General features: G+C 47.2%; 16 protein-coding genes, 1 tRNA gene and 4 pseudogenes. 10 read left to right on the top strand and 11 right to left on the bottom strand.

All coding sequences use genetic code 11. From position 1 onward, the window contains the following. Window positions 1-70 precede the first annotated feature (70 nt). Window positions 71-1,540 carry a C69 family dipeptidase gene (locus SBG_RS04895; protein WP_000784858.1) on the top strand — a complete coding sequence of 490 codons (1,470 nt, stop codon included), beginning with the start codon at window positions 71-73 and terminating at the stop codon, window positions 1,538-1,540. Between the two features lie 108 nt (window positions 1,541-1,648). After that, complete coding sequence (locus SBG_RS04890) at window positions 1,649-1,756, top strand: hypothetical protein (RefSeq protein ID WP_000175091.1); 108 nt, start codon at window positions 1,649-1,651, stop codon at window positions 1,754-1,756. A gap of 3 nt (window positions 1,757-1,759) precedes the next feature. Here SBG_RS04890 and SBG_RS04885 read toward each other — a convergent pair whose 3' ends face one another. After that, the gene (locus SBG_RS04885; RefSeq protein WP_001111007.1) at window positions 1,760-1,930 is read right to left on the bottom strand and encodes a YlcI/YnfO family protein; all 171 of its coding nucleotides are present in this window, start codon (window positions 1,928-1,930) and stop codon (window positions 1,760-1,762) included. A 313-nt stretch (window positions 1,931-2,243) separates the two neighbouring features. Between SBG_RS04885 and SBG_RS04880 the strand changes: the two genes are divergently transcribed. Both SBG_RS04880 and SBG_RS04875 read left to right on the top strand, forming a co-directional pair. Next, window positions 2,244-3,926 carry a type III secretion system effector inositol phosphate phosphatase gene (locus tag SBG_RS04880; protein WP_001166942.1) on the top strand — a complete coding sequence of 561 codons (1,683 nt, stop codon included), beginning with the start codon at window positions 2,244-2,246 and terminating at the stop codon, window positions 3,924-3,926. A gap of 15 nt (window positions 3,927-3,941) precedes the next feature. Further along, window positions 3,942-4,283 (top strand): type III secretion system chaperone, encoded by a 342-nt coding sequence (locus tag SBG_RS04875; RefSeq protein ID WP_000527416.1) that lies wholly within the window; start codon window positions 3,942-3,944, stop codon window positions 4,281-4,283. A 236-nt stretch (window positions 4,284-4,519) separates the two neighbouring features. On the opposite strand, the gene SBG_RS23065 is transcribed toward SBG_RS04875, so the two are convergent. Continuing rightward, window positions 4,520-4,927 carry a hypothetical protein gene (locus SBG_RS23065; protein WP_000877078.1) on the bottom strand — a complete coding sequence of 136 codons (408 nt, stop codon included), beginning with the start codon at window positions 4,925-4,927 and terminating at the stop codon, window positions 4,520-4,522. 468 nt (window positions 4,928-5,395) lie between these two features. Then, a pseudogene (locus tag SBG_RS22500) lies at window positions 5,396-5,603 on the bottom strand (integrase core domain-containing protein); the annotation flags it as partial. A 185-nt stretch (window positions 5,604-5,788) separates the two neighbouring features. Here SBG_RS22500 and SBG_RS22895 point away from each other — a divergent pair. Further along, window positions 5,789-8,596 (top strand): SET domain-containing protein-lysine N-methyltransferase, encoded by a 2,808-nt coding sequence (locus SBG_RS22895; RefSeq protein ID WP_001214050.1) that lies wholly within the window; start codon window positions 5,789-5,791, stop codon window positions 8,594-8,596. Window positions 8,597-9,084: 488 nt separating this feature from the next. Here SBG_RS22895 and yibB read toward each other — a convergent pair whose 3' ends face one another. The 3 genes and pseudogenes from yibB to SBG_RS21060 all read right to left on the bottom strand — a co-directional run bounded on the left by yibB (window position 9,085) and on the right by SBG_RS21060 (window position 11,407). Further along, window positions 9,085-9,939 (bottom strand): protein YibB, encoded by an 855-nt coding sequence (gene yibB / locus SBG_RS04855; protein ID WP_000207287.1) that lies wholly within the window; start codon window positions 9,937-9,939, stop codon window positions 9,085-9,087. Between the two features lie 212 nt (window positions 9,940-10,151). Next, window positions 10,152-10,638 (bottom strand): annotated as a pseudogene (locus SBG_RS21475) (hypothetical protein); the annotation flags it as partial. Window positions 10,639-10,828: 190 nt separating this feature from the next. Then, window positions 10,829-11,407: a T3SS effector NleG family protein gene (locus SBG_RS21060; protein ID WP_001131213.1), complete on the bottom strand. Its 579-nt coding sequence runs from the start codon at window positions 11,405-11,407 to the stop codon at window positions 10,829-10,831. A 279-nt stretch (window positions 11,408-11,686) separates the two neighbouring features. Here SBG_RS21060 and SBG_RS23385 point away from each other — a divergent pair. The 3 genes and pseudogenes from SBG_RS23385 to SBG_RS04830 form a co-directional block, all read left to right on the top strand. Further along, window positions 11,687-12,469, top strand: a pseudogene (locus tag SBG_RS23385) (integrase); the annotation flags it as partial. An 80-nt stretch (window positions 12,470-12,549) separates the two neighbouring features. Next, a complete protein-coding gene (locus SBG_RS04835) occupies window positions 12,550-12,780 on the top strand; it encodes a type II toxin-antitoxin system Phd/YefM family antitoxin (protein WP_001261974.1) in 231 nt (76 codons plus the stop codon). A 25-nt stretch (window positions 12,781-12,805) separates the two neighbouring features. Next, window positions 12,806-13,135: a type II toxin-antitoxin system RelE/ParE family toxin gene (locus SBG_RS04830; RefSeq protein WP_000416679.1), complete on the top strand. Its 330-nt coding sequence runs from the start codon at window positions 12,806-12,808 to the stop codon at window positions 13,133-13,135. A gap of 134 nt (window positions 13,136-13,269) precedes the next feature. Here SBG_RS04830 and SBG_RS22775 read toward each other — a convergent pair. Both SBG_RS22775 and SBG_RS21460 read right to left on the bottom strand, forming a co-directional pair. Beyond that, window positions 13,270-13,473: transfer RNA gene (locus SBG_RS22775), tRNA-Ser, on the bottom strand. Window positions 13,474-13,796: 323 nt separating this feature from the next. Continuing rightward, window positions 13,797-13,889, bottom strand: a pseudogene (locus SBG_RS21460) (heavy metal-binding domain-containing protein); the annotation flags it as partial. Between the two features lie 238 nt (window positions 13,890-14,127). Here SBG_RS21460 and SBG_RS04820 point away from each other — a divergent pair. Together SBG_RS04820 and SBG_RS04815 are read left to right on the top strand one after the other, a co-directional pair. Continuing rightward, window positions 14,128-15,258 (top strand): RNA-guided endonuclease InsQ/TnpB family protein, encoded by a 1,131-nt coding sequence (locus tag SBG_RS04820; protein WP_000817267.1) that lies wholly within the window; start codon window positions 14,128-14,130, stop codon window positions 15,256-15,258. A 354-nt stretch (window positions 15,259-15,612) separates the two neighbouring features. Then, window positions 15,613-17,961, top strand: coding sequence for a type III secretion system effector HECT-type E3 ubiquitin transferase (locus SBG_RS04815; protein WP_015702805.1), 2,349 nt, complete (start codon window positions 15,613-15,615; stop codon window positions 17,959-17,961). A gap of 333 nt (window positions 17,962-18,294) precedes the next feature. Here SBG_RS04815 and SBG_RS21055 read toward each other — a convergent pair whose 3' ends face one another. The 3 genes from SBG_RS21055 to SBG_RS04800 all read right to left on the bottom strand — a co-directional run bounded on the left by SBG_RS21055 (window position 18,295) and on the right by SBG_RS04800 (window position 20,616). After that, window positions 18,295-18,873 carry a T3SS effector NleG family protein gene (locus SBG_RS21055; protein ID WP_001131213.1) on the bottom strand — a complete coding sequence of 193 codons (579 nt, stop codon included), beginning with the start codon at window positions 18,871-18,873 and terminating at the stop codon, window positions 18,295-18,297. A 371-nt stretch (window positions 18,874-19,244) separates the two neighbouring features. Then, entirely contained in the window at window positions 19,245-20,357 is a 1,113-nt protein-coding gene (locus SBG_RS04805; protein WP_015702803.1) for a hypothetical protein, read from the bottom strand. A 1-nt stretch (window position 20,358) separates the two neighbouring features. Next, complete coding sequence (locus SBG_RS04800) at window positions 20,359-20,616, bottom strand: hypothetical protein (RefSeq protein ID WP_000480907.1); 258 nt, start codon at window positions 20,614-20,616, stop codon at window positions 20,359-20,361. Window positions 20,617-20,673: the final 57 nt, after the last annotated feature.

The raw sequence follows: 20,673 nt of genomic DNA, 5'->3' as shown, positions 1-20,673 counted from the left end.
ACCGATCACTTTCTCTGTTTTCAAACCAGGGTCAATTCATCCTATAACGCGTTATTCAATGGGAGTCTTTATGAAAATGTACTTTGCATCTGCCATTACGCTACTGAATATGAGTAAAGTGATCGCCTGTACGACCCTTCTGGTAGGTAATCAGGCCTCGGCTGACGGTTCCTTTATTATCGCGCGCAACGAAGATGGCTCGGCGAACAACGCTAAGCATATGGTTATTCATCCGGTTTCATTTAATCAACAAGGCGAATTTAAAGCCCACCGAAACGACTTTAGCTGGCCGCTACCAGAGATGGCGATGCGCTATACAGCAATTCATGACTTTGATACTGATGATAATTCCATGGGAGAAGCGGGTTTTAATTCAGCGGGCGTCGGAATGAGCGCAACGGAAACTATTTATAACGGCAGAACGGCGCTGGCCGCCGATCCGTATGTGACAAAAATGGGCATTACTGAAGACGCTATTCAGACAGTCATCCTGCCAGTGGCGCAATCGGCGCGTCAGGGCGCAAGATTACTGGGCAACATTATTGAACAAAAAGGCGCGGGGGAAGGTTTCGGCGTTGCTTTTATCGATACTAAAGAGATATGGTACCTGGAGACGGGAAGTGGTCATCAGTGGCTGGCGGTACGACTTCCGGCAGATAAATATTTCGTTTCCGCAAATCAGGGGCGTTTACACCGTTATGATCCACATGATAAAGCAAATTATATGGCATCGCCGTCATTAATAAGCTTTGCTGAGCAGCAGGGGTTATATGATCCCGCTCAGGGGGAATTCGACTTCCACCAGGCCTATTCTCAGGATAGCAAAATCGATGTCACCTATAATTATCCACGCGTCTGGACGCTACAACACCAGTTTAATCCACACCAGGACACTGCCGTGAGCGAAGGGGAAACATTTCCCGTTTTTTTAACGCCGATGGCGAAAATCAGTGTGGCGGCGGTACAAAACGCGTTACGTAATCACTACCAGGGAACACCGCACGATCCTTATACTCATGATCGTCCACAGGAACCATGGCGCCCCATCTCCGTTTTTCGTACCCAGGAATCGCACATCTTACAGGTCAGACCGGGACTACCGCAGGCCATTGGCGAAGTAGAGTACGTCGCCTATGGAATGCCATCCCTTAGCGTCTATCTTCCTTATTATCAGGGGACATGCCATTATCAGCCCGGATATGACAAAGGAACCGATCGGACGAGCAGTGACTCTACTTACTGGACATTCCGCACGCTGCAAACGCTGATTATGCAGGACTACAATGCTTTTGCGCCAGATGTGCAACGCGCCTGGAAAACCTTTGAACAGCAAACGACTAAACAGCAGCATACGATGGAACAGGCATATTTGAGATTATATACGTCTCACCCAAAAGAAGCGCAACGCTTACTGCAACGTTTTGAAGATAAAACGATGCAAAATGCGCAAACCCTCGCCCATCGTCTGACAAATAATATTATTACAGCAATGACGTACAACACAGATATGAAATATCATTTTTCAGGTACGCAGCCATGAAACTAACGATAATCTATTAGCCACTCATAAACAATAAGATAAAGCGGCACCAAAATAAGCCAGATATAAAAAACAATAATGATTATTGACTCGTAGAGAGGATAGTTTATGACGCTCCAGACAAATATCAGCAAAGAGACAAAAGCGGCAAAAACCCAGGAGGTATATAAGCACGTTCTTCTTTTCAAAATGGCCTCCCCCTCTCGCATAAGATAACAATTACAGCTTATGCCCTGTATTACCCAGCTTCTCCCGACAGGCCTCTTTTACCCATGCTGAAAAATTTCGCGTTTTCTCAGACTTCAACGCGAACTCTATTTGTTCAAGCATGGAATAGGAAAAACGAATATTTTTTGTCACAGTCTTGCTCGTCCGGGGCTTTGCTGGCATACACACACCTGTCTAACTTTTGATGTAACACCATTACTTTACGCAGGAGAAAACAGTTGAATTTGATCTAAGTCAATAAGATAGATTTCCAATCAAAGATCTGCCATAAACTGTGAAGTTTGTAGATGTTGTGAGCATCTGATGTGCCGCGATGTACGCACGTTGTAGTTATCCCCTCCAGCCAAACAGAAACGTTTCTCCGTTAAAAAGGTCGTTTTTTAAAAGTTTCCAATGGATAAAAAACACACTCTTAAGAGGAGCATTACATCTGTCGAATGTTCCCGCTACCACATTCAGAGGTATCGAAAGCGCTATGCAAATACAGAGTTTCTGTCATTCAGTCTCTTTGACAGCCCAGGAGGCATTTAAAAGCCTACAAGCCATTTTCTACAATGGGATGCAGATCCTCTCTGGTCAGGGAACCGCACCGCCTAAAGCTCCCGGTGCTCGCCTGGAAATCTTTGTCCTGCGAAGCTCCGGTGAGACATGGGGAAATTATTTACAGGGGCAGGAGGCGTCCAGCCAGTCGCTACATAACCTCTATGATTTTCAGCGTGTGCTTCTGACTGTTGCAGCCACCGTTTTGGGTAAACAGGACCCGGTGCTGACGTCAATGGCAAACCACATGGTGTTAGCGAAAGTTAAAGCGGATCGACCGGCTACAAAACAGGAAGAAACCGCCGCGAAGGAATTGAAAAAAAATCTTATCGCTCTGATTGCCACACGCTATCAGCAAAATGGCCTGCCTGCACAAGAGGCTCATCAGGTTGCAGTAGCCGCGTTCAGGGAAGCTCAGGTCCAGTATCTTAATAATCAGCCCTGGCAGACCATAAAAAATACGCTCACGCATAACGGATATCGCTATACCAATACGCAGTGCCCTGCCGCCGACATGAAAATCGGCGCACAGGATATTTTTCCCAACGCCTATCAGGGAAAAGGCGTATGCAGTAGTGATACCACGAATACCCAGCATGCTACTAACCTATGGATGTCCACGTTAAGCGTTAATGAGAATGGTAAAGATAAAACGCTTTTTTGCGGGATACGTCATGGTGTCCTCTCTCCCTATCACGTAAAAGACCCGATTCTGCGTCAGGTTGGCGCCGAAAACAGAGCCAGAGAAGTGTTAACTGCAGCGCTTTTTAGTCAACCCGCGTTGCTTACAAAAGCCTTACAGGACGAAGTCGTCAGTCTGCGACTGGTATCTGTCGGATTGCTTACCACCTCGACTATTGTTGGTAATGAAGACGCTATGGTCCAGGATCAAATGCGCGCGTGGCAATCGTTGACCCAGCCGGGAAATGTGATTCATTTAAATATCCGCAATAAAGAGGGTGAGCTGCGAACGGTAAAAATAAAGCCGGAGATCGCTGCTTTTAATACGGGTGTCAACGAGCTGACGCTCAAACTTGGCTTAGGACATCAGGCCTCGGATAACTATAATATCGGGGCATTACATCAGTTATTAGGCCATGACTTACGTCCTGAAGCCCCCCCTGGCGGTTGGGTTGGTGAATGGCTGGCGCAACATCCGGATAACCACGCCGTCGTAAATACTCTTGTACGGCAGATTAAGGATATCTGGAATAGCAAGCTTCATCATACAGACGGCAACGAACCCTATAAGTTTGCGCAACGTCTTGCAATACTAGCCCATGAAATCGGCGCGGTTCCTGCCTGGAATTGCAAAAGCGGTAAAGATCGTACGGGTATGCAGGATGCTGAAATTAAGCGGGAGGTTATCTCTCTCCATCAGAAGGCTACGCTGACTCCCCTTGCGAGCCTTCCGGATAGTGATGGACAGGAAATTTTTCAAAAAGTATTACTCAATAGCGGCAATCTGGAAATTCAAAAACAAAATACAGGCGGGGCGGGAAACAAAGTCTTGAAAAACTTACCGCCAGAAGTGCTCAATCTTTCTTATCAAAGACGCATTGGGGATGCCAATATATGGCAATTGGTAAAGGGCCTTTCTTCATTAGTCACCTCCTGAGACTTGGGGTAATGTATGGGAAATTTATTATATCGTTTATATGACGCGTTAGGTCTGGATGTACCCGAAGAGGAACCACTTCTCATCATTGATGATGAGATACAGGTTTATTTTAATGAAACCGATGGGCTGCTGGAAATGTGCTGCCCTTTTATGCCATTACCCGACGATATACTCACATTGCAGCATTTTTTACGCCTGAATTACTCCAGCCCTGTGACTATTGGCGTTGATGCAGACAATACCGTTTTAGTGGCACTGTATCGCTTACCACAATCCAGTACCGAAGAAGAGGCGCTTACCGGGTTTGAGTTACTCATTTCAAACGTGAAACAGTTTAAAGAATACTATACTTAGGCCAGGATGCCACTCCCTTATGGAGAGACAGCACGACAGGCCTTTCCTTAAAGAGAGAAAACTAAATTTTTATCTGTATACACGCCAAAGCCCCCCAGGAAATGATATTCTCTGGGGGGCTAGTTTTTAGCGGAAGCATAAGCGTTACATGCTCATTTTTCTCGTTGTGCTCTATCCCCAAAAGACGTTTTAGGGTACACCAATATTTTCAGGCCTGTTTTCATAATACTTGCGTATTAACCATGGACCATCATTGCAGCTAATCCGGCAGACAGGGTGGCAGCAAAAATCGCAGCAATAACCAGCGCCGTCACGCCAACGCCAGCCCCCACAGCAGCAGCGGTTTTCCCTTTGGAAATATCCTTTCTCTCAAGTGAGGTCAGATCAGATAGTGGAATAACCTGGCCAGTACTGGTGATTAATGACTGCGGCGTTACTTTCTGAATAGTCACTGTATCCTGACTTCCGTCTTTACATTTATATTCTACTACATCTCCTTCGTACAGCGGAGGATCAAGAAGATAATAAGTATAGTTTCTTTCTAATTGATGCTGACGGAGTTGTACGGGATTATACGTTGAACATCCCGTCATCATCATGACGGTAATAACCATCATTCCCGCTAGTCGCTTTTGGTATTTCATCTCTTTTTCTCCCCTTCTGCCTCACCGATTGATAACAACAAATCATAATGCTCCACCCGTTACTTGAAAGTTAACCGTCATAATGATAAATGACTGTTCGCCTATTTATTCATAAGGCATTATGCCGCTTCATAATGATATTCATAGCACAACAAATCTAAACCATTACTCTACCGTAGAGTGATTGTTTTAATAATTAACGTGTATATAAGACTGGTAACTATATTTATTTAATTAATCACCAATTAAACTGACCGCTGCGATTTTAACCGACTAATTATTATATATCCGTTTTTTTGTGACAACCTGGACTATTTTTCATCACGATTATTTCACTGGTGGAGCAGGCTCAACGCAACAATTTGAGGGTGGCATACAGGTTGTCAGGTAAGATTCCTGGCACAACGGTTGATTTTGAACCCTTATGAAACAGTTGTAAATAGACTCATTTTAGTTCCATGTATTTTTTTAGTTCCCGGCCAAATAAGGGGGTTGTCGATATTCCTCCGGCTTCATATTGTTCAGTGATACATACAAGCGTTAACAGTTATATTCTGACAACCATTATCTATAATTTCTCGCACTTCATTCAGTGTTCTGAACAGATAAAAGCAAGTATTTCTGTACGGTATATCCGGTTAAAGCGCTCAATGAAAGCGTTCTGCCTCGGCTTACCCAGTCAGATAGCCACAGTTTTTCGCCCCCTGTTGTGTACTCGGCCACTCACGGAATTGACCGATTTAAATCGACAGGACCGGAGCACGTTCATGCAGATGGACATTATTTAAAAGAAAATTATAAGGCGCGATGGTAGCGTTCTCCTGTTTACGTTAAACCAGACGGGTATCAGCAGGAGGCACCATGCGGGGTATCGGGTCAGTCATTCATTTTCACGCACCAGCAGCCAGCAGCACCTCAGATACCCACTTAAGCCGGGCGTGGAACGATATCCGGGACTGGTTCCCCTTGACCGCTCAGGATGAGGCTGCACACTGCTTTCGCGTTTTTTATCAGCCGGAGGAAGGCACACCGGCACCGGACAGGTTGAAGCGCTTTTTAAGGCTAAAAGCACTGGCGTCCCCGGGACGGCAGGCAAATTTTACGGCAGAGCGAATGGTCGGCACAGGTGAAACCCAATGCGCAATTGCCGCCGGTAAAAGCAGCAACTTTCCTACTGTCACACTCCTTCTGAGCGACCCGGAATGGCATGCAGCACATTCCCAGGAAGAACTACCGTTGTCAGTAAGCTCTGACAGCAGGACCGCTACCGTAACAGAGCCTGGAGCGCGCCCAAAGCTCCCTTCCATTACCAACGCGCAGATTCAGGCGTGGAATGACCTGACGCCGGAGGCAAAACGTGAGGCTGGTAGCTGGAAAGTATGGGCGCGGGCGCAGGGAATAGGCATCGAGAGTAGCAGGAACTATCTGACAAACAGCGGACTCACTCCCCGCGGCGTAGCGCGGTTATTGTCGGTCGGGAAGAAGTTTTCCTCCATTACAAGCAGACAACTTCAGGCGTGGCGTGACCTGACGCCGGAGGCAAAACGTGAGGCTGGTAGCTGGAAAGTATGGGCGCGGGCACAGGGAATAGCCATCAGGAATGCTGAGAACTATCTGACAAACAGCGGACTGACTCCGCGCGGCATAGAGCGGTTGTTGCCGGCTGAGGCGAAGCGCCCCTCCATTACGGACAAACAACTTCGGGCGTGGCGTGACCTGACACCGGAGGCGAAACGCGAGTCTGGCGGCTGGAGAGCATGGGCGCACACACAGGGAATATCTGTCGGAAGTGCCAAAAGCTTTCTGACAAACACCGGACTGACACTCCGCGGTGTGGCGCGACTGCAGCCGCCAGAAGGAAGAGGAGCCTCTATTACCGACGCCCAGATTCAGACGTGGCGGGACCTGACACCGGAGGCGAAACGCGAGGCGGGTGGCTGGAGAGCATGGGCACAGGCACAGGGAATATCCGTCGGAAGTGCAGCGAACTTTTTAACAAACACTGGATTGTCTCCCGGCGGCGTGGCACGCCTGCGACCGCCAGAAGTAAGAGGGACCTCTATTACCAGTAAACAGATTCGAGCATGGCGGGACATGACACCGGAGGCGAAACGCGAGGCTGGTGGCTGGGTAGCATGGGCGCAGGGACAGGGAATATCCGTCGGAAGTGCCAGAACCTTTCTGACAAACACCGGACTGACATACCGCGGTGTGGCGCGGCTGCAGCCGCCCGGGAAAAGGGACGTCCCTATTACCAAAACCCAGATTCAGACGTGGCGGGACCTGACACCGGAGGCAAAACGCGAGTCTGGCGGCTGGAAAGCATGGGCGCAGGCACTGGGAATAAATATCATAAGTGCAGCGAACTATCTGACAAACACCGGATTGACTTCCAGCGGCGTGGCGCGCCTGCGGCCGCCAGAGGGAAAAGGAACCTCTATTACCAGTAAACAGATTCGAGCGTGGCGGGACATGACACCAGAGGCGAAACGCGAGGCTGGTGGCTGGGTAGCATGGGCGCAGGCACAGGGAATATCCGTCGGAAGTGCCAGAACCTTTCTGACAAACACCGGACTGGCACCCCGCGGTGTAGTGCGGCTGCAGCAGTCAAAGAAAAGGAATGCCCCTGTTACCGATTCCCCGATGCAGACATGGCGGAACCTGTCGACGGAGGCGACACGCGAGGCTGGCGGCCAGAGAACATGGGCGCAGGCACAGGGGATATCCAACGAACGTACCGGACAATCTCTGGCACCGGCAGACAGCAAAATGCCCCACGGCAGCACGTTATTCACCACCACTGTCACGCAGGACAGTTCACAGCCTTCAACATCCACGGGTGGAAGGGGGTCACTCACCGTCAGGGCGGATACATCTCTGGCAAGCAGCGGCGATAAGCGCGCCATCCCCGTGGCAGGGGAAGATATTCCGGTTCCAACGACAAAACAGATTAAGAAAGAGGAAGACGCCGTGACCTGGCGGACGCATCAGATAAACAATAACCTGCCGATTCTGCAGCACTGGCGTGACCCGACGGTATCGGTTCTGGCACAGGCAGAAGGCAGAAAGGAGACCTTACAGGTCACTCTCTGGGGGAGCCTTTTTAACCGGCTCCCCCGGGAGACAAAAGCCCGGATTAATCAGGATGTCCAGTGGTTCCTGCAAAATGAAGGTAACCATGATGCGCGCATGAATGACATGATGACCGTGTCGATTCCTCTTGATGACAGCGACGGCTACCGGGGGCGCACCGTTTACGCGCGTACTGACCTTCCCGCCTTCACCGTACTGGGGCCCTACTCCGGCCGCCTGCTGGAAAGCGAAACGGTACGGTATGAATATGAAAAAGAATACGGCAGGGAAGCCAGTAATTATTACTTTGCCACACGAAGCCAGGAGCGAATCGTTTCTGCCTGGCCGCAGGGAAATCTCCTCAGCCTGATTAACAACCCGGTATTTGGCCGCCGGACCGCGGAGGCAGAAGCAAGACAGAACGTCAGCGCGGTCCTTGTCGGAAAGAATATTACCTTTTACCTCACCACACGCGACATCTCCGCCGGGGAAGAACTGTGGTTTGACTACGGAGCGGATTACCAGCATTTTGAACCGGGCATGGCATTACGCTTAGTGCAGATTAAGGAGGAACCACTTTCACCGGAGGAGGAATAGAAATACATTATTCTGATCTGGAGTCAATTCTATATATGTTGATTTTTCAGTAGATATATGCCCGGAAGTGCTATCTGCCCTTACAGTCTGCTACCGGGTTCCTGCGATGCTGGGTTTACGCCATTTCCGACCTGGCATCTGGTGTCATCAACAAATGATCAATAAAGGTCATGGGATTATGATAGGCAGGGAGCAATGGTACATACCTTTCTATATAAATCTACCAATGACAAATTTGATTGTTCATTCGCTGAACAATTCAGAAGCAAGGACAGATGGCTAAGTGGTCTAATGATTAAGTCTATCCTTTCATGTCTCATTGGTTATATGCTTAATAAAAAGATTGTTAATAGTGAAATGAATAATGACAGAGTGAAATCGGCAAATGAAAACCAGTCTCATTTAGAGATACAGGGTAAAAAATAAATCTCTCAGTTTTTAAAAGCCCGGCATAATCTACATGCCTGGCTTTTTATAAATTAACACATTCATTTGTATAGACATAATATTCTCATCTTGCGAAAAAAAGTACGAATCGTTCGCCTTCCCTTACATCTGAATAAATCAAACCACTTGTTTTTACCCAGGTAGTTTAACTTTATCATGTCAGGTCTATAATAATAACACATTAGAAATATCCCCTGATCATCATCCACAATATTTTCTCTCAACACCTTTTTTTGGCAATGCCACACCAATCTGTAAAATTCTTGCCACTTTTCCAGCGCTCCGACCAGAACGCCACCGATGATATACACACGGTTACCTGACATACAGTTGTATACTGATTCCAGTGTTTCAAGTTTAAGACCCCTTCTAATCGTAAAAAAATGCATTTTTTCCTTATTGAAGGACCAGGACCACGTTTTTATTCCATTCGTGGTATCTGAATCTCTACAATATCCAAAATCAATCCAGGCAACCATGTCGTCTTTGATCAACCCCTGCCTGATAGCTTTATTTACAAAGTATGTTTTCAGATTGCAGAGTAAAACGTAATCAGCCGACAGGAACTCTGGATTCCCGCGCTGCTCGACAGGTGTTCTAAGCCTGAACGTTACATCTGACTGTATAGAGGCAATCCGGTTCCTGATATGATGAAATTCTTTATTGAAATCTAATGTAACAATCGTTGTTGGTTTTCCTCTCCGGATTTCCTCAATCCTGGGTTTGAGGTCAGGTGAGGTAAAAATAACCATATCATTTTCAAGTTGTGCAAGATTAGAAAACCAGGCCATATATTCATCAGTATCTCGTTCAATGCATGGAGCAAATCCATTTTGAGATGTCCATTGGCTTCTGCCTATATCAAAATAAGCAGTAACAATTGCTATAGTGGTCATACCTCTTAAAAAATCCTGTGAATTTAAACCAATATGGAATGCTAACATGCAAAACAATTTATATAAATTGTTTATAAGAATGATAAGAATATTTTAAGTGTGAATATGAGTACAACAGTGTACCGGAAATCCAGCCCGTACAAAACGCATCATGTTGGTATTTCCGACCTGGTGGGGCTTGAGGTATCAACACAGTCTACCAGTCTCCCTATGGTATCCTGCGTCCTGGCGCTATGACTGTGCGATTCGTTACCGCTCATTTCCTGTGACAACATTGCGCGGCTGCTTGCGGGTTTACCTTTGATTGTCCAGCCGCACATGCCCGGAATAACGCCGGCTGGATAGGCTATCGCTAGTGGCGGGTAAACAGATTTATCGAAGGACTGCCCGTACATCAGGGCGTAACCTGCTGGAGTGGCATCAGACAGCCATACAATCGCCTCCCCTACTGGATACGAACCAGTGGCGGATTTAGTAAGGTGTAGAGCATTGCCCATTCGGACCACTCAGCGTCAGCGGCATCACGATGGCCACAGAGATAGGCGGGAGCTGGCGCACCGTTACCCCACTCCATCCGATTAATATCTCCCCATCACCAGTTCCGGCCAGACGCAAAATATTTTCGTATTGCGTAGAATAGCCATTGTTGTAAACCTCGTCCGTTATCAGGCCTCCATCGCAGCCTCTTGTCGTGCCAGTATTTCCCGAACATTAAAAAACCTGCCGTAGCGGGTTGAATGTGGGTGCGTTGAGGATACCTGACATATCGAAGGTGACGGAGATTTCTGGCTGCCGGGCCTCTTACTCCTCAGACTCGTAAGCCGTGAAGACAGCCGCCTCCGCCTGTCCGTACAAAGTTCATGTTCATCTGATAATGTTTAATCAGATTCTATCTTAAGGTAAAACAATCACGTTCGGTATTAAAATAACATTCGCTCTTTCTAACTATCATATCACTACGGATAGGCTCCTGACTCAAAGGGTGTCTTAACTCCAGGGACAGTACATTGAAGAATGCCTCTTTATCAAATAAGTGACAAACATCTGACCGTGATGATGCTTTAACAAAAATACCGTTTGTTGGAATAGCCATCGTTATCGGACATGTTAAATATTCTTCAGAACATGCAAAACTTCCTGATTCAACCTGAAAATTACATAAATCAATCTTCCATGAAATGTTTAATTCTTTTGCCAGCTTTTTTGCATTGCCCTCCCTTACCTGACAAGAAAAACGATCCAGCCCCGGCTCACACAACGGAACCACGTTAAATAAGCCTTTATCGGGCCGATGGCATACCTGGTATAGCACATCAGATAGTTGCACCTGAATTTCAGTCGACCCAGTCCCGCCATCAGCAGGTCTGGCTTCATTACGTATACTGTCGAGCATATCCAACGTATATGTATCTATGCTCCCGCTCCCATCAAAGGTATTTAAACTTAAACTTGAAAAACTTAACGGCATATTTCATTTCCTTTTATATTATTAATATAAAAAATACAGCAGCTATTAATTTCTTTTGAAAATATACCTCACATCATCTCACTATCATCCATCCAGTACTGATCCTTAAATATCCTCAAGGTTTTAATATCTTTAATGCAACGCTTTCAATCAAATTTAGGACATATTCCATTTAGTCTGCTCATTATTGAGCCGTGTTCACAGATGGAGTTCCTGATCTCCTTCCTGGTATTCCATTTTCATGCAGATTTCGCCCCCCGGTAATATCCCCGATAAAATGCCAGTACCGAGCCAGCACCACGAATTCAAAAAGAGTATCACCAGCCCCAGCGTAATCTGCTGGCTGTTTTTGGGAAAATGCGTGCAGACACGGTAAAAACAGAACACATCAGAATTTTTATGGGCAAGAGAAGGCTGAAAAGTAAGACACAGCTCGCGAGCCTTAGCCGTGTTTACGGATGGGGATTTGCACGTGGATATGTGAAGGGGAACCCCTGAAAAAGGGGACGTAAATTTATCTCGAAACCACGTACCGTCTACATCAGTGATGAGCATTATGCGGCGATTTATGAAGAAACCACACCTACATTACGCGTTGCGATGGAAGTTTCGTATTTGTGCGCCGCCCGCCAGGGGACGTTCTGGAGAAGGTCTCGGGTGATGTGATGGATGCTGATTTGTTTATTGAGCAGAACAAAAACCGGGAAGAAACAAATTAAGGAGCAGTCTCCTCGCCTTCGTTCCGCATTTCAACTCGCGAGAAATACTATGGGCGAAAATGGAAAATATGTTATCACCAACGCTAACGGCGAAAAGGTGACGGGCAGGACACTTAATAAGTGGTGGGACAAAGCAAAAAAAGCCGCAGAGCAAAAAGCCGGAACACCGTTCGGATGTACATTCCACGACATCAAAGCAAAGGCGATTTCTGACTATAAAGGATCGAGTCGCGATAAGCAGCTATTCTCCGGCCACAAAACCGAGAGCCAGGTACTGGTTTACGATCGTAAGGTTAAAGTAACCCCTTCCCTTGATATCCCGGCTATCAGCCAGTTCGCATAGTTGTCAAAGGCCTAAATATGGTCTATATTTAGGCCGAATCAACAATCCTGAGGATTTTATTTAAAGCGAGGTTACGCCTAATGCGAGTAGAAACGATCAGCTTCGTCAAGAAGAATGCTGCTTCTCTCGAATTGTCAGAGCCAATACTGGTAACTCAAAATGGTGTACCCGCGTATGTTATTGAGTCATATGCTCAGCAACAGGAGCGGGAAAACGCCATTGCTCTTCTGAAACTTCTTACCCTGTCAGAGCAGGACAAAACCAATGGCAACGTATATTCAAAGGAGCAGTTACTGGACGGGCTTATATGAGAGAAATTGATATAAGGATCCAGTAATGGAAAAAGTCAAAATCGAATACACACACACCGTCAAAACCTGCGTCGACGATATCGCAAGTTTTCTCCACCGGCATGAGGTAGAAGCTAAACCTGTGGTTTCAGAAATTCTCGAACAATTTGAGAAACAGGTAGGCCAGTTTCCGCTCGGTTGTCAGATTTGCCCGGAACTGATGAAACTCGGGGTGGCAAAATACCGGGAATGCAATACCGCAGGCGGGTATCGTGTTTTGTATTCGGTGGATGGCTCGACAGTAACAGCACATGCGATTTTGTCGCACCGTCAGGACATCAAACAGTTGCTGTTTAAGCGTCTCATCCAGGCCTGAAATTCTCCCGCTTCGGCGGGATTTTTTTGTCTGCCGTTAAAGGAACAAGGGAAAATATTCTAAGTGAATATTCTAAGTGTATTCTAACAGCCCAAAAACAAAGGGGTTACCTTTCGGTAACCCCTTGTTTAATCTGGCGGAAGCGCAGAGATTCGAACTCTGGAACCCTTTCGGGTCGCCGGTTTTCAAGACCGGAAAAAATTTATTTATTATCATGTGGTTATAATAAATAGAAAGAATACTACTTTATTTCAAACATTCAGCAAAAACAAAAAGTTAGCTCCTATCAAACAAACAATATTCTTTCCAGTCAGGCATATCCACTTGACTACACTTACACAACCACCGAATAATGAACTGTACAAAAAAAACAGTATCAGATAACCATATGACCAGTACAGATTCCAACGGCCAGTTTGGTATACAGGCCATGTTGTCTGTAAATGAGGTGGACAGATAGACCTCGTTCGTGAGAAGTGAATAGCTCACTTCAAAATCTGTCAGTTCAGGAATGCTACTGACGTTGCAAGAGTTCCTTGACCAGTTTATGTGTATCTCACGGACGAAAGCCATTACTTTGATTGAAGAACTCCAAAAGGCAATCGACTATATGGATGCAGGGATAAAGCGCCACTCGCCGGGCGTCAGACCAGGCACCAATAATATTGGCACCTAAAATGGCTTCGCCCGTCACCACACCGCAGTACTCCACGATGCTTTGTCCTTCCAGCGTTGGGGTCGTTGAAAACTGCATAGTGAATCTCCGGGTTAGCTAAGCACTCGCTCTCAAACGTATTATCAAGCTGATACGCTTTTTGAAAGGAGGGAGTGGTATTTTTTCAACATCACGAAAGCTCGTCCCGGAGCAGAGTATTTTCAGTCATCAGAATGCCTCCGGGAAACCCCGGCCTTCAGGCCGGGGAGGAAAGGAGGCGGTTTTCCGGCTAACTGTCTTTTGCATAATCACATTTTCCTCTTTAATATGTGAGGCTATGAAACGCGCATATAAATACCGGTTTTACCCCACGACTGAGCAGGCTGAGCTTTTAGCTCAGACGTTCGGTTGTGTGCGTTTCGTCTACAACTCCATCCTCCGCTGGCGTACCGATGCGTACTACGAGCGAAAGGAAAAGATCGGTTACCTACAGGCCAACGCTCGCCTTACGGCGCTGAAAAAGGAGCCGGAATTTGCCTGGCTTAACGACGTTTCCTGCGTTCCCCTCCAGCAGTCTTTGCGCCACCAACAAACCGCCTTTGCTAACTTCTTCGCCGGACGGGCTGCATATCCGACATTCAAAAGCAAACGGCACAGGCAGGCGGCTGAGTTCACTGCGAGCGCGTTTAAATACCGCGACGGCAAGCTGTACATGGCAAAGAGCAAAATCCCCTTAGACGTGCGCTGGAGTCGTCCGCTGCCGTCCGTGCCGTCTACCGTCACCATTTCCAAAGATGCCGCAGGGCGGTACTTTGTTTCGTGCCTTTGCGAATTTGAACCCGCATCACTGCCGATCACCTCTTCAATGGTCGGCATTGATGTTGGTTTAAAAGATTTGTTCGTCACCGATACCGGATTCAGGTCCGGCAATCCCCGCCATACCGCTAAATACGCGGCTCGCCTGGCACTACTCCAGCGCCGGTTAAGCAAAAAGGCCAAAGGCTCAAAGAACCGCGCCAAAGCCCGCTTAAAGGTGGCCCGACTCCACGCGAAAATTGCTGATTGCCGACTGGATGCCCTGCACAAGGCATCCCGCAAACTGATTAACGATAACCAAGTTGTTTGCGTCGAATCCCTGAAAGTGAAGAACATGCTCCGCAACCCGTCGCTGTCCAAAGCGATAGCAGACGCGAGCTGGGGCGAACTTGTGCGCCAGCTCCAGTACAAAGGCGAATGGGCCGGGCGGTCAGTAGTCGCCATTGACCAGTTTTTCCCGTCCTCAAAACGCTGTAGCTGTTGCGGTTTCACCATGAAAAAAATGCCTCTTGATGTTCGTAAATGGCAGTGCCCTGAGTGCGGAACTGACCACGACAGGGACGTTAACGCGGCACGTAGTATCAAAGCTGCCGGGCTGGCAGTGTTAGCCCACGGAGAGCCTGTAAATCCTGAATCGCTCAAAGCGGCTTAGGTTCGGCTCGTTGAAGTGGGAATCCCCGTCCTTCAGGGCGGGGAGCTGTCAATCAGGCGCCAGCGGATTGGCCTGGCAACGGTTGGGCATCGAAGCGGGTTCACTTTTGCGCATCCATGGGCTTCGGTACCCGACCCGCTCCCTTATACCTGTATTTTTCCGCAGATACGTCAGCCCCCACCACACGGTGGGTTATTTCAAAACATAATGACAGAATGGACACTTTCTGAAAGAAACATGCCAGATAATATGATGAATTGTGATCGCTATTGCAATAGCAACATATGGAACTTACTTTTAAGGCGTTAAAAAGCCAGAGCGTTTTTCCATAACAGATGTTGATAAAGGATTTTAATGAATATATCATCAAGCAGAATTAATTTTTCCACCATTCCCTTCCAGGTTAAAAAATTAGTTAAAACTATCCATGAGCGTACGAAAAACCGGTTCTCCTCAGAAATAACCAGCGTTAAAAACACACCTATATCTTTAAATGAAAAATTTAAAATAGGAAAGGACTCACCGATTGAATTCGCGTTACCACAAAAAATAAAAAAATTCTTTCATCCGAAAGATAAAAACACCTTAAACAAAACATTGATTACTGTTAAAAATATTACTGACACAAATAACACCTGTAAGAAAAATATTTCAGCGGAAGATGTCTCAAAAATTACTACAGCATTCATGCATAAGAATATTGCAAATCAATCACGTGATTATAATTACAGAGTGACAGGTGCGGCCCCACTCCCCGGTGGAGTCTCTGTATCAGCCAATAACAGGCCAACGGTTTCTGAAGCCAGAACACCACCAGTATCACCCTCCCTCTCACTTCAGGCTACGTCTTCCCCGTCATCACCTGCCGAATGGGCTAAGAAACTCACGGATGCAGTTTTACGACAGAAAGCCGGAGAAACTCTCTCGACCACAGAACTTGATTTTTCAGGCGCAGATTTCCGTTACATTTTATTCAGTGAAATATTGCCTTCCAGCTTCATGGAGCGAGACGGCGATATCCTTAAGGGGTTCAACTTTTCAAATTCAAATTTCGCTCATTCTGATATATCTGATTTACATTTTGACGAATGCCGGTTCACTTATTCGACACTGCGTGGTGCAATCTGCAGCAATACGAAATTTAGTCATTCAGATATGAATAATGCGTTTTTACAGTATTCAGTTTTTACACAACAACAGCCCTCTTTTATTAATACAACATTAAAAAATACGTGTATGCATCACAAAGCAAACCTCTCTGGCGTTATTTTAAATGAACCGGATAATTCATCACCTCCGTCAAAATCAGGGGGCGGAGATTTTATTCGTTTAGGTGATATCTGGATACAAATGCCACTCCTTTGGACTGAGAACGCTGTGGATGGATTTTTAAATCATGAACACAATGATGGTAAAAGTATTCTGATGACCATTGACAGCCTGCCCGATAAATACAGTCAGGAAAAAGTCCGGGCAATGGAAGACCTGGTTAAGTCATTGCGGAGTGGCTGCTTATCAGAGGCACATATCCGGCCAGTTGAAAGTTCGCTGGTAAGCGTGCTGGCCCACCCCCCCTATACGCAAAGTGTACTTATCAGCGAGTGGCTCAGGCCTGTTAAGGAAAGTTTTTTTGCCCATCAGTGCCAGACCTATAATGACGTTCCCCTGCCAGCTCCTGACACATATCATCAGCAGCGCATACTGCCTGTGCTGCTGGATTCGTTTGACAGGAACAGCGCCGCCATGACCACTCACAGCGGATTCTTTAATCAGGTGATTGTACACTGTATGACAGGCGTGGACTGCACTGATGACATCCGCCAGAAAGCCGCGGCACTTTATGAGCGGTATCTTGCTCACCCGTTGGTGTCTCCACACATCAATAATGGGCTGTTCGGCGATTATGACGGCAGCCCGGACTGGACAACCAGCGCTGCAGATAATTTCCTGCTGCTCTCCTCCCGAGCTTCTGACACGGCGATGATGCTCTCCGCTGACACACTGTCAACGATGTTAAACCCCAAACCTGACACTGCATGGGACCGCTTTTACCTGCTGAGAGGGGGAGAGAACGTCTCCACCGCGCAAATCTCTCCGGAAGAATTATTCCGTCATGACTTTCCGGTGTTTCACACCGCATTTAATCAGCAGGCCCAACAGCGACGCTTTGGGCAACTGATTGATACCATCCTAAGCTCTGAAGAACACAGGGAGCTTAACCAGCAGTTTATTGCCGCCACGAAACAGAAATATTCCGACGTGAAGTTTGTTGATGCCCCTTCACAGTCACGTCTGAACGCTGTTTTTGAATCCCTGCTTCCTGAAGGTAAACTCAGCCCGCCACACTACCAGCATATCCTCAATGCTTATCACCTGACTGATGCCACCCCACAGAAACAGGCGGAAACCCTGTTCTGTCTCAGTACCGCATTCGCACGCTATTCCTCCAGCGCTATTTTCGGCACTGAACACGATTCTCCGACTATCCTGAGAGGCTATGCGGAGGCGCTGATGCAGAAAGCGTATGAACTGTCTCCGGAAATATTCCCGTCCGTAGACAAGCTTACCGACTGGTCCAACCGTTTTCACGGCCTCCATAATGCCTTTACCTGTACCAGCATTGTGGCGTATGATATGCAACGTCATGCCAGAGAACATTTCCCGGGTGTTCTGTCATCCATCCTGCCACTGGCCTGGGCGTAATTTGACACTCCCCTCCCTAAAGGAAGGGGATTCTTGGTTAGTTAGAAGATCAAGGGCACGCCTTATATCCCCGCCCCAAAAGGACGGGGTTTTACGGCTCTCTCGGATAAGCCTTGCTAAAAAGCCATCTGAGTGGGCTTTAATTATAATCTACCCTCCCGCCAACCCGCCCAGCGGGTTAAGTACGGGTGCATTGAAGTACCTGTTACATCAGAGGTGGCGGGGATTTCTCGCTGCCGGGTCTCTTACTCCTCAGACTCGTAAGCTGTGAAGACAGCCGCCTCCGCCTGTCCGTACAAAGTTCATGTTCATCTGATAATGTTTAATCAGATTCTATCTTAAGGTAAAACAATCACGTTCGGTATTAAAATAACATTCGCTCTTTCTAACTATCATATCACTACGGATAGGCTCCTGACTCAAAGGGTGTCTTAACTCCAGGGACAGTACATTGAAGAATGCCTCTTTATCAAATAAGTGACAAACATCTGACCGTGATGATGCTTTAACAAAAATACCGTTTGTTGGAATAGCCATCGTTATCGGACATGTTAAATATTCTTCAGAACATGCAAAACTTCCTGATTCAACCTGAAAATTACATAAATCAATCTTCCATGAAATGTTTAATTCTTTTGCCAGCTTTTTTGCATTGCCCTCCCTTACCTGACAAGAAAAACGATCCAGCCCCGGCTCACACAACGGAACCACGTTAAATAAGCCTTTATCGGGCCGATGGCATACCTGGTATAGCACATCAGATAGTTGCACCTGAATTTCAGTCGACCCAGTCCCGCCATCAGCAGGTCTGGCTTCATTACGTATACTGTCGAGCATATCCAACGTATATGTATCTATGCTCCCGCTCCCATCAAAGGTATTTAAACTTAAACTTGAAAAACTTAACGGCATATTTCATTTCCTTTTATATTATTAATATCAAAAATACAGCAGCTATTAATTTCTTTTGAAAATATACCTCACATCATCTCACTATCATCCATCCAGTACTGATACTTAAATATCCTCAAGGTTTTAATATCTTTAATGCAACGCTTTCAATCATATTTAGGACACATTCCATTTAGTCTGCTCATTATTCACACGTAGTTTCAGACGGGACTCAGCACCTCCTTCCTGGTATTCCATTTTCATGCAGATTTCACTTCCCGGTAATTTCCCCATTGACTGCTCCCCGCCCTGAAGGACGGGGATTCCCGGAGGCATTTTGATGATTGCCGGAGCCGGGTTTCACTTCGTGATGCCTGCAGGAAACTTTCTGTTTAACGCCCCTCGCCAGGATTGTTTAACAGGTTCATACTGAACGCCAGATTTTCGGCATTCCATTCTCCACCATCCACAGGGGATGCCATGAACTTACTAAATGTGGTAAACCCGGTCACATCCGCCCTTCGCTCGGTGATAATCTCCACCGGCAGCTGTGTTGTGCCTTCGGTTATCTGATAACGCAGCCGGTTTTCCGGCGCTATAGAGTCCCGATAAACTACATTCAGCGCCACGCCCAGTATCGCCTTCCCTGTACTGTCCGGCAGCTCAAACGTCACGCTGGCCGGTTGCGCCACCGGCTTCACCGCCAGCACCCCCATATCATTATTCGGGTCCAGCGTGTTCAGTGCAGTGACAATATCCTCACCGTGAGTGTTGCTGTGCCGGTCCCCCTCGTAAGAGGCTACTTTAAATGGCTCCAGCGTAAGATTACCCAGCAGATGCGGCGTTACCGTGTGGTCGCTGTTATAATCCAGTTGAGCAATATAAATATCTCCGACCATAAAGCTGAAACCATCCTCTTTCACCGGGCTGAATACTGACCCGACCGTCAGTGCAAGAGGGTATTCACCGTGACTGCCAGCCATTGTCAAAGTAAGGTTTTCCACAGGCTGGCGGCTGACATACACCTGTACAGTTGCATTTACCCCCTGACTGTCCGTGCTTATTACCAGCTCATAGTACGCGCTGGTTTCCTCCGTTGCTGTTCTGACACTATTCACCCTTGTGGGCGCAGTCCCATTTCTTGGTATCGATAACATAGTAGTGTTCACCTGCGAGAGTACTACCGGCTTCTGACTCATGCGGAAACCAACCTGTATGGCCTGCACCTTCAGATCCAGCATTCGGGGGAGCAGTTCCAGCGTGAATGTTGCTGCAGACATGTTTTTCTCTGTCTGCGCCTGCAGGCCATAAAATGTATTGCCCTGCACCATCATACTGCCTGTCCGGATAACCGACTTTCCTGGCACAATGTCCCTGAAAGCAGTAATGCCGCACCGTTTCAGGGCCTCCACCGGCTCCCCGGTAATCTCACCAGGCGTTATCTGTTTAAATCCGACCAGCGTTCTGATGTCCAGTACTGTCAGGGGATTAACTGTATTCGTCAACTCACACCTCTTTTGTCACTAAAAGAAAACCGTGGAGACTTTTCACCGGTTTAACCAGTGTGTCCCCACCACTCAGGACCGCTCCACCGACAATCCTGACGGGCACGTTAAGCATAAGCCCTCTGCTGACGGCCTCTCCCCGCAGAGACCTGACCACCACTGATAATCCTGCGTTCTGCATCACCGAGCCATACACCTGCCTGACGGAAATGAAGGTATCAGGGGTATATCGGTTACCGCTGAGCAGTAACATAAACATACTGACCTCCTTATGTTTTTGGGCAGTTAGCGACTGCGACTGAATGCAGTTTTGAAC

This window comes from Salmonella bongori NCTC 12419, from assembly GCF_000252995.1.
Taxonomy (GTDB): domain Bacteria; phylum Pseudomonadota; class Gammaproteobacteria; order Enterobacterales; family Enterobacteriaceae; genus Salmonella; species Salmonella bongori.
Note: the sequence above shows the minus strand (reverse complement) of the source record. Positions and strands in the feature narration are given on the sequence as shown.

Excerpts from the sequence above, each read along its gene's own strand:
- SBG_RS04895 (WP_000784858.1), top strand. The coding sequence starts at position 71 with ATGAAAATGTACTTTGCATCTGCCATTACGCTACTGAATATGAGTAAA.
- SBG_RS04890 (WP_000175091.1), top strand. The coding sequence starts at position 1,649 with ATGACGCTCCAGACAAATATCAGCAAAGAGACAAAAGCGGCAAAAACC.
- SBG_RS04885 (WP_001111007.1), bottom strand. The coding sequence starts at position 1,930 with ATGCCAGCAAAGCCCCGGACGAGCAAGACTGTGACAAAAAATATTCGT.
- SBG_RS04880 (WP_001166942.1), top strand. The coding sequence starts at position 2,244 with ATGCAAATACAGAGTTTCTGTCATTCAGTCTCTTTGACAGCCCAGGAG.
- SBG_RS04875 (WP_000527416.1), top strand. The coding sequence starts at position 3,942 with ATGGGAAATTTATTATATCGTTTATATGACGCGTTAGGTCTGGATGTA.
- SBG_RS23065 (WP_000877078.1), bottom strand. The coding sequence starts at position 4,927 with ATGAAATACCAAAAGCGACTAGCGGGAATGATGGTTATTACCGTCATG.
- SBG_RS22895 (WP_001214050.1), top strand. The coding sequence starts at position 5,789 with ATGCGGGGTATCGGGTCAGTCATTCATTTTCACGCACCAGCAGCCAGC.
- yibB (WP_000207287.1), bottom strand. The coding sequence starts at position 9,939 with ATGACCACTATAGCAATTGTTACTGCTTATTTTGATATAGGCAGAAGC.
- SBG_RS21060 (WP_001131213.1), bottom strand. The coding sequence starts at position 11,407 with ATGCCGTTAAGTTTTTCAAGTTTAAGTTTAAATACCTTTGATGGGAGC.
- SBG_RS04835 (WP_001261974.1), top strand. The coding sequence starts at position 12,550 with ATGCGAGTAGAAACGATCAGCTTCGTCAAGAAGAATGCTGCTTCTCTC.
- SBG_RS04830 (WP_000416679.1), top strand. The coding sequence starts at position 12,806 with ATGGAAAAAGTCAAAATCGAATACACACACACCGTCAAAACCTGCGTC.
- SBG_RS04820 (WP_000817267.1), top strand. The coding sequence starts at position 14,128 with ATGAAACGCGCATATAAATACCGGTTTTACCCCACGACTGAGCAGGCT.
- SBG_RS04815 (WP_015702805.1), top strand. The coding sequence starts at position 15,613 with ATGAATATATCATCAAGCAGAATTAATTTTTCCACCATTCCCTTCCAG.
- SBG_RS21055 (WP_001131213.1), bottom strand. The coding sequence starts at position 18,873 with ATGCCGTTAAGTTTTTCAAGTTTAAGTTTAAATACCTTTGATGGGAGC.
- SBG_RS04800 (WP_000480907.1), bottom strand. The coding sequence starts at position 20,616 with ATGTTTATGTTACTGCTCAGCGGTAACCGATATACCCCTGATACCTTC.